Origin of the sequence: Mycobacterium tuberculosis complex sp. N0072 (genome assembly GCF_030323725.1) — a bacterium.
GTDB classification, from domain to species: domain Bacteria; phylum Actinomycetota; class Actinomycetes; order Mycobacteriales; family Mycobacteriaceae; genus Mycobacterium; species Mycobacterium tuberculosis.
In genome coordinates this window covers 3006731-3019386 of sequence record NZ_CP040689.1, presented here as the reverse complement: position 1 = coordinate 3019386, position 12656 = coordinate 3006731, and the positions used below count along the sequence as shown (strand labels likewise).

Genomic DNA, 12656 nt, shown 5'->3' with positions numbered 1-12656 from the left:
CGGGCGATCGGGACTAGCTCGACGACCTCAACAGTACGAGCGCGCTGTTCGCTGAGGCTGTAACTCTGCAGGCAAAGTGCGAGTGGGGGCCTGCAAAATTACAGGCTCGGCGACCCAAACGGTACGCGCACTCCGCCGTCGGACAAACAGGCGATCAAGCGCCCGAGACCTCGGCGAGAGCGGCCAGGCAGGCAGAGCCCAGCGCGGCGGCGTCCGCGCCGATCTCGTCCAGCGTCACCGTCCGTAGCGCCGCATGCGGAGCTACGGACACCCAGTCGGCAGCGACCTGCAGCGGGTGGATCGGATCATCGACCGCCGCGGCCACGGCCAGCGGCGCGACCAGCCGGGCCAGCTCGGCGCGGCTTGGGGCGACATAGGCCGCCGCCTCCTCCATAGCATCGGGCAGCTCGGGCCACTGAACTCGCCACGATCGGGTCAGCTCCTCGGCCAACCAGACGGGGCTAGATGCACGCATGCGTGTGGTCGTCGCCGCCAGACCGTCGCAGCGCAGCCGCGCTGCCGTATACCGCGCTGCCTGCGCGGCAGGTGCTAATTCAGGTTCCCCGGTCCAGGCCGGCAAGGCGGCCAGGACGGCGACCGCGCGATCGGGATGTTCCAGCGCCCACGCCGCCGCCACTGCGGCTCCGAGCGAGACGCCGCCGACGACAACCGGCCCGTCGCGCGCGGCGTCGTCCAGGGCGGCGCGATAGCCGTCGATCAAGCGACCAGGATGCGGAACGGGCGTCACCAGCACCGCCCCGGCGCGTCGCAGGGGGGCGGAAAATGCTCGCCGGACGTAGTCGTTGTCCGATCCGGTTCCCGGCAACAACACGGTTGTGACCCCATCCAAATCGACAGCCATCCCTTGATAGTGCCCGCCACTTTGGGGTGCTCCAAGGCCAACGGTGGCGCCCGGGAACCAACAGGTCTACGGTGGCCGTTGGCATAGGTGGAATACGCCGGCAGTTGCACGAAACTTCCATAACGTAGGTGACGTGTCAGGAGAGGCCATGGGGGCCCAGGGTTATCTGCGCAGGCTCACCCGTCGGTTGACGGAGGACCTGGAGCAACGCGACGTCGAAGAGTTATCCGACGAGGTGCTCAATGCCGGCGCACAGCGTGCGATCGACTGCCAGCGCGGCCAGGAGGTCACGGTGGTTGGCACCCTGCGTAGCGTGGAAACCAATGGCAAGGGTTGCTCGGGTGGTGTTCGCGCCGAATTGTTCGACGGCAGCGACACCGTCACGCTGGTGTGGTTGGGTCAACGCCGGGTACCCGGCATCGACACGGGCCGTACCCTGCGGGTGCGCGGCCGGCTGGGCAAGCTGGAAAATGGGACGAAGGCTATCTACAACCCGCATTACGAAATTCAGCGGTGACTATCCGGCAGTCGGAATTGCCGGTGTCTCGTGAACGCTAACCGCACTAGCGCCCAGCGCCTGTTGGCGCAGGCCGGCGGAGTGAGCGGCCTGGTCTATTCGTCATTACCGGTGGTGACTTTTGTGGTTGCTTCCAGCGCCGCCGGCTTGCTGCCCGCGATTGGGTTCGCCCTGAGCATGGCGGGGTTGATCCTGCTGTGGCGGCTTTTGCGCCGGGAATCTGCGCGGCCGGTGGTTGCCGGATTCTGCGGGGTAGCCGTGTGCGCGCTGATCGCGTACCTGGTGGGACAGTCCAAAGGGTACTTCCTGCTGGGCATCTGGATGTCGTTGCTGTGGGCGGTGGTCTTCACACTGTCGATCCTGATCCGGCGGCCGATAGTCGGCTACTTGTGGAGCTGGCTCAGCGGGCGCGATCGCGCCTGGCGCGACGTGTCCCGCGCTGTCTTTGCGTTTGACGTCGCCACCCTGGGTTGGACGCTGGTTTTTGCTGCCCGGTTCATCGTCCAAAGGCACCTCTACGACGCCGATAAGACGGGTTGGCTGGGAGTGGCCAGGATCGGGATGGGTTGGCCGCTGACCGCCCTCGCCGCGCTGGCCACCTACGCGGCAATCAAGGCAGCCCAGCGCGCCATCTTGGCCTCTCACGACGCCGCGGCCGTCGGAGGTGCAGCTGAATTCGACGCCGACGCCGGCCGCGAGTAGAGCCCGCCGGTTACATGGACGGCAGCAGCAGCCTGCTCAGCTCCTCCTCGGCTTCGGTGACTGCGACGAAGAGCAACTCGTCGCCGCCTTCCAGCGGCTCGTCGGCCTCCGGCACGATGACTCGTGGCCCGCGCAGGATTGTCACCAGCGCGGCATCCCGCGGCAGCTGAAGTTTGCGCACCGGTTTGCCGCCCCACGGCGTGTTGTCGGGCAGGGTGATCTCTACCAGATTGGCCTGACCCGTGCGGAACTCCATCAGCCGCACCAAGTCGCCGACCGTGACGGCCTCTTCGATCAGCGACGCCAGCATGCGGGGTGTGGACACCGCGACGTCGACCCCCCAGGCGTCGTTGAACAGCCACTCGTTGCGGGGATCGTTGACCCGGGCCACCACCCGCGGCACCGCGAATTCGGTCTTGGCTAGCAGGCTGAGCACCACGTTGACCTTGTCGTCCCCGGTGGCGGCGACGACCACGTCGAACTCTTCGAGGTGAATCGACTCCAGCAGGCTCAGTTCGCAGGCATCGCCAAGCCGCCAATGCGCCTCCGGGATGGCGGCGGCGTCGAGGTGGTCGGGGTTGCGCTCGATCAGGGTGATGTCGTGTCCGTTTTCCACGAGTTCGCGGGTGACCGAGCGGCCCACCGCACCCGCTCCGGCGACAGCTACTTTCATCGTCGAGCCCCCGACTCGAAGTCCTCACTGGGTGGCAAGGCTGCGATGGCCGCTGCCTCTGCGGCCCGGCCGGATATCGCAGCGATATAGACCTTATCGCCGGCCTGTAGGACCGTCTTCGGTTCCGGCAATACACCGGTTCCGAATCGGATCAGAAACGCAATCCGAGCGCCGGTGGCCTGCTCAAGATCGGTCGCCCGGTGGCCCACCCAGTCTTCGTGTAAGACGACCTCGGCGACCGCGACGGTACCGGTAGGATCGCGCCACTTGGCGGTTTCGGTGTCCTGCATTAGCGCGTTGAGCAGCCGATCGGTGGTCCAGGGAACGGTGGCAATGGTGGGGATGCCGAGTCGCTCATAGACCTCGGCGCGCTTGGCATCATAGATCCGCGCGACGACGCGCGGCACACCGAAGGTTTCCCGGGCCAACCGCGCCGAGATGATGTTGGAGTTGTCGCCGGAGGACACCGCGGCGAATGCGTCGGCCCCCTGGATGCCCGCACGCAGCAGCACATCTCGGTCGAAGCCCTGACCCAACACCCGCTCGCCGGCAAACTGCGGGCTGAGCCGATTGAAGGCGGCGCTGTCACGGTCGATGATCGCGACTTCATGGCCTATCCGGGACAGTCCGTCGGCCACCGAAGCCCCGACCCGGCCGCACCCCATCACAACCACCCGCATTAGAGGTCCTCTCGGCTGTGTCCGGTGCGCCGTACGCGATCGGCAACCCGCGGTGGCCAGCCGATTTACGTCGGCGAACATTCTCGTCTAGGGAACGCTACCGCCACGCTCGGATAGGCCTACCCTTGGCTCTCGTGTCCAAACTTTCAACCGCGGCGCGTCGGTTGCTGATCGGCCGGCCGTTTCGCAGTGACCGGCTCAGTCACACCTTGTTGCCCAAGCGGATCGCCTTGCCGGTGTTCGCCTCGGATGCGATGTCGTCGATAGCCTACGCCCCCGAGGAGATATTTCTGGTGCTCTCGGTGGCCGGCCTGGCGGCCTATTCGATGGCGCCGTTGATCGGCCTGGCGGTCGCCGCGGTTCTGCTCGTGGTGGTGTCTAGTTACCGGCAGAACGTGCACGCTTACCCCTCCGGTGGGGGCGACTACGAGGTTGTCACCACCAACCTGGGTGCTACCGGCGGTCTCGTGGTTGCCAGCGCCCTGATGGTGGATTACGTTCTCACCGTTGCTGTTTCGATATCGTCGGCGGCGTCCAACATCGGCTCTGTGAGCCCGTTCGTGTACGAGCACAAGGTGTTGTTTGCCGTCGGCGCGATCGTGCTGATCATGGCGATGAACTTGCGTGGGGTTCGGGAATCCGGGTTGGCGTTCGCGATCCCGACCTATGCGTTCATCGCCGGAATCGGCACCATGCTCGTGTGGGGGTTGTTCCGGATTTTCGTGCTGGGCAATCCGGTTCGGGCCGAGTCCGCGGCTTTTGAAATGCACGCAGAGCACGGCCAGATCGTCGGTTTCGCGCTGGTGTTCTTGGTGGCGCGCTCGTTTTCGTCGGGGTGTGCGGCGCTGACGGGTGTCGAGGCGATCAGCAACGGGGTGCCGGCGTTTCAAAAGCCCAAGTCGCGTAACGCGGCAACCACGCTGCTGATGCTGGGCATCATTGCGGTGAGCATGTTTATGGGCATGATCGTGCTGGCCGTAGAGACCGGGGTCCAGGTCGTCGACGATCCGGACACCCAGCTGACGGGCGCCCCGCCGGGTTATCAGCAAAAGACGCTGGTCGCACAACTGGCGCAGGCCGTGTTCGGGGGCTTTTACCTGGGGTTCTTGCTGATCGCCGCGGTGACAGCGCTGATCCTGGTGTTGGCCGCTAACACCGCCTTCAACGGCTTCCCGGTGCTGGGCTCGGTGCTGGCGCAGCACAGCTATCTGCCGCGCCAGTTGCACACCCGTGGGGACCGGCTGGCGTTCTCCAACGGAATCCTGTTCCTGGCGGCGGCGGCGATCGGGGCGGTGGTCGCGTTTCGTGCCGAGTTGACCGCGCTGATCCAGCTGTACATCGTCGGTGTGTTCATCTCGTTCACCATGAGTCAGGTCGGCATGGTCCGGCACTGGACCCGGTTGCTGAGCGCCGAGACCGATCCGCGCGCCCGTCGCGCGATGCTGCGCTCCCGCGCGGTTAACACGGTCGGCTTCGTGTCCACCGGTACCGTCCTGCTCATCGTGCTGGTAACGAAATTCCTTGCCGGAGCATGGATCGCGATCGTCGCCATGGGAGGGTTCTTCATGATGATGAAGCTCATCCACAGGCACTATGACGCCGTCAACCGGGAGTTGGCGGAACAGGCCGAGGAAGCCGAGATAACGTTGCCCAGCCGCAATCACGCCGTCGTGCTGGTGTCGAAGCTGCACCTGCCGACGTTGCGCGCGTTGACCTACGCACGAACGACCCGGCCCGACGTGTTGGAAGCCGTGACGGTCAACGTCGACGATGCGGAAACCCGCGAGCTGGTGCGCCAGTGGCAGGACAGCGATGTGAGCGTGCCACTCAAGGTCATCGCCTCGCCGTACCGTGAGATCACCCGGCCGGTGCTCGATTACGTCAAGCGGGTCAGCAAGGAATCGCCACGGACCGTGGTGACGGTATTCATTCCGGAGTATGTCGTGGGGCGCTGGTGGGAACAGCTGCTGCACAACCAGAGTGCGCTGCGGCTCAAGGGCCGGTTGCTGTTCATGCCCGGCGTGATGGTGACTTCGGTGCCTTGGCAACTGACGTCGTCGGAGCGGATCAAGACGTTACAGCCGCACGCGGCTCCCGGTGACACGCGACGGGGCATCTTCGATTGACCCGCGCCGGCGACGATGCAGAGCAAAGCGATGGGGAGGAGCGGCGCCAGTGACCCGCGCCGGCGACGATGCAGAGCAAAGCGATGGGGAGGAGCGGCGCCAGTGACCCGCGCCGGCGACGATGCAGAGCAAAGCGATGGGGAGGAGCGGCGCCAGTGACCCGCGCCGGCGACGATGCAGTGAATCTGACGTTGGTCACCGGAGCGCCCGCGAACGGCGGTAGCTGCGTGGCGCACCACGAGGGCCGGGTGGTTTTCGTCCGCTATGCGTTGCCCGGTGAACGAGTGCGGGCGCGGGTGACCGCGCAACGTGGCTCTTATTGGCACGCAGAGGCTTTCGAGGTGATCGACCCGTCGCCCGACCGGATCGGGTCGCTGTGTTCGATCGCCGGGGCCGACGGCGCCGGGTGTTGCGATCTGGCGTTTGCTGCTCCGGAGGCGGCCCGCACACTTAAGGCGCAAGTTGTGGCTAACCAGCTGGAACGGCTCGGGCGGCACAGCTGGCAGGGCGAGGCGCAACCGCTGTCGGATGCCGGCCCCACGGGTTGGCGTATTCGAGTCCGGCTCGACGTGGGCGCAGACCGTCGTCCAGGTTTTCACCGCTACCACAGTGGCGAGCTGGTAACCGACCTGGACTGCGGGCAGTTGCCTGTCGGCATGCTAGACGGCCTGGTAGCGGCTGACTGGCCGCCGGAAGCCCAGCTTTACGTGGCTCTGGACGACGACGGCGAGCGCCATGTGGTCTGTTCCGTGCGGCAGGGCCCTCGGAATAGGACCCGAACCGTGACCAACGTGGTGGAGGGCGCCTACCACGCCCACCAGCGTGTGCACCGGCGCAGCTGGCGGGTGCCGGTAACGGCCTTTTGGCAGGCGCATCGCGACGCGGCGGCGGTCTACAGCGATCTGATCGCTGACTGGGCTCAGCCCGCCCCCGGCATGACCGCCTGGGATCTCTACGGTGGTGCGGGGGTTTTCGCTGCGGTGCTGGGTGAGGCGGTCGGGGAGTCCGGACGGGTGTTGACCGTCGACACTTCGCGCCTGGCATCCGGGGCCGCACGTGCCGCGCTGGTCGATTTGCCCCAGGTGGAGGTCGTCACCGGTTCGGTGCGGCGGGTGTTGGCAGTGCAACCCGCCGGCGCGGATCTGGCGGTGCTGGATCCACCGCGATCAGGCGCTGGGCGCGAGGTTGTCGACTTGCTGGCCGGTGCGGGGGTGCCACGGTTGATACATATCGGTTGCGAAGCGGCGTCTTTCGCGCGCGATATCGGCCTCTACCGTGGTCACGGTTACGCCGTGGAGAAGATCAAGGTGTTCGACGCGTTCCCGCTGACTCACTACGTCGAGTGCGTTGCGCTGTTGACCCGAAAGGTGTAGAGGTCATGCAGCTGCTCGACCAGCTCGCCCGTGGTCGTCGTGGGTTGCTCCGTATACAGCAGCGCAGCTAGTAGTCTTGGGTTGGCGCTCCGGGAAGACTGGTCGGAACCAGGTATCAGCATTGGCGCGGTGACTTTCTGGTTACTTGGATGAGCCGGCGCACCGCGCTCGCCCGAAAGGGAACGGAGCCAATCATGACGGCGCTCAACCGTGCTGTGGCATCGGCGCGTGTGGGAACCGAGGTGATCCGCGTGCGCGGGCTCACCTTCCGCTACCCAAAGGCGGCCGAGCCGGCGGTGCGTGGCATGGAGTTCACCGTCGGCCGCGGCGAAATCTTCGGGCTTCTAGGTCCCAGCGGCGCGGGCAAGTCCACCACCCAGAAGCTTCTCATCGGGCTGCTGCGCGACCACGGCGGCCAGGCCACGGTGTGGGACAAAGAGCCGGCCGAGTGGGGACCCGATTACTACGAGCGCATCGGGGTCTCCTTCGAGCTGCCCAACCACTACCAAAAGCTCACCGGGTATGAGAACCTGCGCTTCTTCGCCTCGCTGTACGCCGGCGCGACGGCCGACCCGATGCAGCTGCTGGCCGCCGTCGGCCTGGCCGATGACGCCCACACCCTAGTGGGCAAGTACTCCAAGGGCATGCAGATGCGGCTGACCTTCGCCAGGTCGCTGATCAACGACCCGGAGCTGCTGTTCCTCGACGAGCCCACCTCCGGGCTGGACCCGGTGAACGCCCGCAAGATCAAGGACATCATCGTGGACCTGAAGGCGCGCGGCCGCACGATCTTTCTCACCACGCACGACATGGCCACCGCCGACGAGCTGTGCGACCGGGTGGCGTTCGTCGTCGACGGCAGGATCGTCGCACTGGACAGTCCCACCGAACTGAAGATCGCTCGCAGCCGGCGGCGGGTGCGGGTGGAATACCGGGGCGACGGCGGGGGACTCGAGACCGCCGAGTTCGGCATGGACGGCCTTGCCGACGACCCGGCGTTCCACTCCGTGCTGCGAAACCACCACGTCGAGACCATTCATAGCCGCGAGGCCAGCCTCGACGATGTCTTCGTCGAGGTCACCGGCAGGCAGCTGACATGACCCGGTTGGTGCCTGCGCTGCGGCTCGAGCTGACGCTACAGGTGCGGCAGAAGTTCTTGCATGCCGCCGTTTTCTCCGGACTGATTTGGCTGGCAGTGCTGCTGCCGATGCCGGTCAGCCTGCGCCCGGTCGCCGAACCCTATGTCCTGGTGGGTGATATCGCGATCATCGGGTTCTTCTTCGTCGGCGGGACCGTGTTCTTCGAGAAGCAGGAGCGCACGATCGGCGCGATCGTCTCGACGCCGCTGCGGTTCTGGGAGTACCTGGCTGCCAAACTAACTGTGCTGCTGGCGATCTCGCTGTTCGTTGCGGTTGTCGTGGCCACCATCGTTCACGGGCTTGGTTACCACCTGCTGCCGCTGGTGGCCGGCATCGTGCTGGGCACACTGCTGATGCTGCTGGTCGGCTTCAGTTCCTCGTTGCCGTTCGCCTCGGTGACCGATTGGTTCCTGGCGGCGGTCATCCCGCTCGCGATCATGCTGGCGCCGCCGGTGGTGCACTACTCCGGCCTGTGGCCCAACCCGGTGCTTTACCTCATCCCCACCCAGGGGCCGCTGCTCTTGCTCGGCGCGGCGTTCGATCAGGTGAGCTTGGCGCCCTGGCAGGTCGGGTATGCGGTGGTCTACCCAATCGTGTGTGCGGCGGGATTGTGCCGGGCGGCCAAGGCGCTATTCGGCCGTTATGTCGTGCAAAGATCGGGTGTGCTGTGAGAGCGATATCGAGCCTTGCGGGCCCACGGGCGTTGGCCGCGTTCGGCCGCAACGACATTCGAGGCACCTACCGCGATCCGCTGCTGGTCATGCTCGTCATCGCACCGGTCATCTGGACCACCGGAGTCGCGCTGCTCACGCCGCTGTTCACCGAGATGCTGGCGCGGCGTTATGGATTCGACCTGGTCGGATACTACCCACTGATCCTCACCGCGTTCCTGTTGTTGACCAGCATCATCGTCGCCGGTGCGCTGGCCGCGTTCTTGGTGCTGGACGACGTAGACGCGGGCACGATGACGGCGCTGCGAGTAACCCCGGTGCCGCTGTCGGTCTTTTTCGGCTATCGTGCGGCCACCGTGATGGTGGTGACCACCATCTACGTCGTCGCGACGATGTCGTGCAGCGGGATCCTCGAACCGGGCCTGGTGTCTTCACTGATTCCCATCGGACTGGTGGCCGGCCTGTCGGCGGTGGTCACGCTGCTGCTGATTCTTGCGGTGGCGAACAACAAGATTCAGGGCCTGGCGATGGTCCGTGCGCTGGGCATGCTCATCGCCGGGCTGCCCTGCCTGCCGTGGTTCATCAGTTCCAACTGGAACCTCGCGTTCGGCGTCTTACCACCGTACTGGGCTGCCAAGGCATTTTGGGTCGCCAGCGATCACGGCACCTGGTGGCCGTATCTCGTCGGGGGTGCCGTCTACAACCTGGCCATCGTCTGGGTGCTGTTTCGGCGCTTTCGCGCTAAGCACGCGTGAGCGTTGGCGCTTAGCCGAACACGAAGTACCGCAGCCACAGGTAGACCGCCGACAACACGAGCGAGACCGCGGTCACCACCGCGCCCTTGCGGGTGAACTTCCAGAACGAGATGGGAGTGCCCGAGCGCCGGGCGATTCCGAGCATGACGACATTGGCGCTGGCTCCCACGGCGGTCAGGTTGCCGCCGAAGTCGGCGCTTAGCGCCAGTGCCCACCAGAACGTGTCGGGGTGGACGTGGCCCGGCATCGCGGCGACCAGTTCGGTCACGATGGGCGTCATCGTGGCGACGTAGGGGATGTTGTCGATGATGCCGGACACCGGTGCCGAGATGCCGAGAATCAAACCGACTGTGAGTAACTCGTTGCCGCCGGTCAGCTCGGTTGCTGCCCGCGCCAGTTGCTCGACGACACCGGTCTTCACCAGGGCCCCCACCATGACGAACAGCCCGGCGAAGAACAGCAGGGTGTCCCACTCGACGCTGGACAGGTAGTCGGATCGCTCCAGCCCCGAGAACCGTACGAGCACACCGGCGCCCAGCAGCGCCACCAGAGACGGCTGGATGTGCAGCACCGGATGAGCGATGAAGGCCGCAAACACCAGCACCAAGACGACACCGCACTTGATGAGCAGCCCGCGATCGTGGATGGCTTCGCGCTCGTTGAGCGACAGCACGTCGGCAACTCGGTCGGGCTCGGCAGTGACGGAGCCCAGCAGCCAGGGCAGCAGACCGATCAGGGCGATCATGACGACGAGCACGGCCGGGGCCATGTGGATCAGGAAGTCGTTGAACGTCAGTCCCGCCCGGCTGGCGATGATGATGTTCGGCGGGTCGCCGACCAGCGTGGCCGCGCCGCCGACATTGGACGCGAAGACTTCGGCCACCAAAAACGGCGTGGAATTGACCCCCAGTCGATCACATACCAGTAGCGTCACCGGCGCGATCAACAACACCGTGGTGACGTTGTCCAGCAGGGCCGACCCCAGCGCGGTCACCAGCACCAGCAGGATCATGATGCGCAACGGCGCGGCGTTTGCGCGTTTGACGGCCCAAATCGCGACGTATTCGAAGACGCCGGTGTGCCGAAGCACGCTGACGATGATCATCATGCCCAAGAGCAGAAAGATGACGTCCCAATCGATTCCGGCTTCGTGCGAGTAGAACACGTCGTCCGATCCGACGATCCCGGCGCCGACCATGATCGCCGCGCACGTCAGTGCCACCCGGGTCTTGCTGACTCGGTCGCTTGCGATAAGTGCATAGCCGGCTACGAACACCGTGATGGCGATGATGCTCATCGGCCATCCTCCGAATCTTCTCGTAGGCCGCTCATCGCGGCGTCGTCTGGTGCTACAGGTCTGTCGGCAATACAGATGGTCAGTGCAACAACACGAAGTACCGCAACCACAGGTAGATCGCCGCGAGCGCGATCGAGACGGCCGTGACCACCGCCCCTTTGCGGGTGAACTCCCAGAACGAGATGGGAGCTCCTGCGCGCCGGGCGATTCCGAGCATGACGACGTTCGCGCTGGCGCCGATTGCGGTCAGGTTGCCGCCGAAGTCGGCACCCAGGGCCAGCGCCCACCAGGGGGTGTCGGTGCTGGGTTGACCCCCCATGACCGCGACTAGCTCCGCGACGAGGGGCGTCATCGTGGCGACGTAGGGAATGTTGTCGATAATTCCCGAGATCGGGGCGGAGACGCCGAGGATTAGGAACGCGGTGGCCACAATATTGCCGCCGGTCAGCTGGGTCGCTGCCCGCGCGAGATCGTTGACGACACCGGTCTTGACCAGCGCTCCGACCATAATGAACAGCCCGGCGAAAAACAGCAGCGTGTCCCACTCGACGCTGGATAGATACTCGGATCGCGTCAGACCCGAGACCACGATCAGCATCCCAGCGCCCAGCAGCGCCACTAGAGAAGGCTGGATGTGCAGCACCGGATGGGCGACGAAGGCCGCGAACACCAGCACCAGCACGGCGCCACATTTGACCAGCAGTCCGCGGTCGCGGATGGCTTCACCCTCGTCGAGCGCCATGACATCGGCAATTCGATCGGCTTCGACCGTGATCGAGCCGAACAGGCGGGGCAGCACAGCGATGAGGGCGATCAGCACAATGACTACCAGCGGTGTCAAGTGCAGCATGAAGTCGTTGAACGTCAATCCCGCCCGGCTGGCCACGATGATGTTCGGCGGGTCACCCACCAACGTCGCGGCGCCACCAATGTTGGAGGCGAAGACTTCGGCCATCAGGAACGACGTCGTGTTGATGTTTAACCGGTCGCACACCAATAGCGTGACCGGCGCGATCAACAACACCGTGGTGACGTTATCCAGCAAGGCTGACGCCAACGCGCTCACCAATACCAGCAGGATCATGATGCGTAGCGGCGAGCCGCGGGCGCGCTTGGCGGCCCAGATCGCGGTGTATTCGAACACCCCCGTCTGCCGCAGCACTCCGACGATGATCATCATGCCCACCAACAAGAAAATGACGTCCCAGTCGATTCCGGTGTCGTGGGAATAGAAGATGTCGTGGGATGTGATCACTGGTAGGACGACCACGGCCGCCGCGCCGGTCAGCGCCACCATCGTCTTGTTGACGCGATCGCTGGCAATCAGAACGTAGGCCGCCACGAAGATGGTGACCGCGACGACGCTCACGAGGTCAAGTCTTCAGTGCCGCAGCAAGCAGGCGCGATGCGGTGACCACCCCGAGCAGCGAGCCGTCTTTGACCACCGCGAGCAATGGGCTGCGCAGCCGTGCCATCACCGCGGCCACCTCGATGATGGTGTCGTCGGCGTTAGCCGGGGGAACCTCGACCAGGTGGTCAGGCAACACGTCGCGGACCTTTTTGCCGCTCAATCTCTCGGCGCACCGGTCGGCCGTCGATTCGTTGAGCACACCGGCCAGTGAGGGATCGTCTTGCACATAGCGGGGCACGATGAAGCGCACGACCTGTGAGGCAGGGAGTACCGCATACTGTTTGCCCGCTCCGGCGGTGACCAATAGTCCAGGCAGACGATGCTCTGCGAGCATGCGGGCAGCATCCAGCGCGTCGGAATCGATGCTTACGACGGGATAGTCCTCCGCCATTTGCTCGGCACGCATATCCCGACGATACGTCGCAAAGGTGGGCGCGGTTGGGTCGATGT

The 12656-nt window shown here is 65.2% G+C and carries 13 protein-coding genes; 7 read left to right on the top strand and 6 right to left on the bottom strand.

The genetic code is table 11. The features are described 5' to 3' along the window. Positions 1 to 154: 154 nt before the first annotated feature. Complete coding sequence (locus tag FF952_RS14240; protein ID WP_003413927.1) at positions 155 to 862, bottom strand: alpha/beta fold hydrolase; 708 nt, start codon at positions 860 to 862, stop codon at positions 155 to 157. 148 nt (positions 863 to 1010) lie between these two features. Here FF952_RS14240 and FF952_RS14235 point away from each other — a divergent pair, with 148 nt between their 5' ends. Continuing rightward, positions 1011 to 1379 (top strand): OB-fold nucleic acid binding domain-containing protein, encoded by a 369-nt coding sequence (locus FF952_RS14235; protein ID WP_003904903.1) that lies wholly within the window; start codon positions 1011 to 1013, stop codon positions 1377 to 1379. A gap of 30 nt (positions 1380 to 1409) precedes the next feature. Next, entirely contained in the window at positions 1410 to 2081 is a 672-nt protein-coding gene (locus FF952_RS14230) for a DUF3159 domain-containing protein (RefSeq protein WP_003413925.1), read from the top strand. Positions 2082 to 2091: 10 nt separating this feature from the next. Here FF952_RS14230 and FF952_RS14225 read toward each other — a convergent pair whose 3' ends face one another. Both FF952_RS14225 and FF952_RS14220 read right to left on the bottom strand, forming a co-directional pair. Next, positions 2092 to 2754, bottom strand: a complete 663-nt coding sequence (locus FF952_RS14225) for a potassium channel family protein (protein WP_003413921.1) — start codon at positions 2752 to 2754, stop codon at positions 2092 to 2094. Next, entirely contained in the window at positions 2751 to 3434 is a 684-nt protein-coding gene (locus FF952_RS14220; protein WP_003413919.1) for a potassium channel family protein, read from the bottom strand. The genes FF952_RS14225 and FF952_RS14220 overlap by 4 nt, the downstream gene beginning before the upstream one ends. Positions 3435 to 3568: 134 nt before the next feature. Here FF952_RS14220 and FF952_RS14215 point away from each other — a divergent pair, with 134 nt between their 5' ends. The 5 genes from FF952_RS14215 (at position 3569) to FF952_RS14195 (ending at position 9498) form a co-directional block, all read left to right on the top strand. Then, positions 3569 to 5560 (top strand): APC family permease, encoded by a 1992-nt coding sequence (locus FF952_RS14215; RefSeq protein ID WP_244736051.1) that lies wholly within the window; start codon positions 3569 to 3571, stop codon positions 5558 to 5560. Between the two features lie 155 nt (positions 5561 to 5715). After that, complete coding sequence (locus FF952_RS14210; RefSeq protein WP_003900550.1) at positions 5716 to 6933, top strand: class I SAM-dependent RNA methyltransferase; 1218 nt, start codon at positions 5716 to 5718, stop codon at positions 6931 to 6933. A gap of 194 nt (positions 6934 to 7127) precedes the next feature. Further along, entirely contained in the window at positions 7128 to 8033 is a 906-nt protein-coding gene (locus FF952_RS14205; protein ID WP_003413913.1) for an ABC transporter ATP-binding protein, read from the top strand. Next, entirely contained in the window at positions 8030 to 8743 is a 714-nt protein-coding gene (locus tag FF952_RS14200; RefSeq protein WP_003413912.1) for a fluoroquinolone export ABC transporter permease subunit, read from the top strand. Before FF952_RS14205 ends, FF952_RS14200 begins: the two co-directional genes overlap by 4 nt. After that, positions 8740 to 9498 (top strand): fluoroquinolones efflux ABC transporter permease, encoded by a 759-nt coding sequence (locus tag FF952_RS14195; RefSeq protein ID WP_003413897.1) that lies wholly within the window; start codon positions 8740 to 8742, stop codon positions 9496 to 9498. Before FF952_RS14200 ends, FF952_RS14195 begins: the two co-directional genes overlap by 4 nt. A 10-nt stretch (positions 9499 to 9508) precedes the next feature. On the opposite strand, the gene FF952_RS14190 is transcribed toward FF952_RS14195, so the two are convergent. From FF952_RS14190 to FF952_RS14180, 3 genes are all read right to left on the bottom strand, one after another. After that, positions 9509 to 10795, bottom strand: a complete 1287-nt coding sequence (locus FF952_RS14190; protein ID WP_003901451.1) for an ArsB/NhaD family transporter — start codon at positions 10793 to 10795, stop codon at positions 9509 to 9511. Positions 10796 to 10874: 79 nt separating this feature from the next. Continuing rightward, on the bottom strand, positions 10875 to 12164 hold the full coding sequence (locus FF952_RS14185) for an ArsB/NhaD family transporter (protein WP_003413894.1): 1290 nt from the start codon (positions 12162 to 12164) through the stop codon (positions 10875 to 10877). A gap of 4 nt (positions 12165 to 12168) precedes the next feature. Continuing rightward, the gene (locus FF952_RS14180) at positions 12169 to 12612 is read right to left on the bottom strand and encodes a CBS domain-containing protein (protein ID WP_031652363.1); all 444 of its coding nucleotides are present in this window, start codon (positions 12610 to 12612) and stop codon (positions 12169 to 12171) included. Positions 12613 to 12656 lie beyond the last annotated feature (44 nt).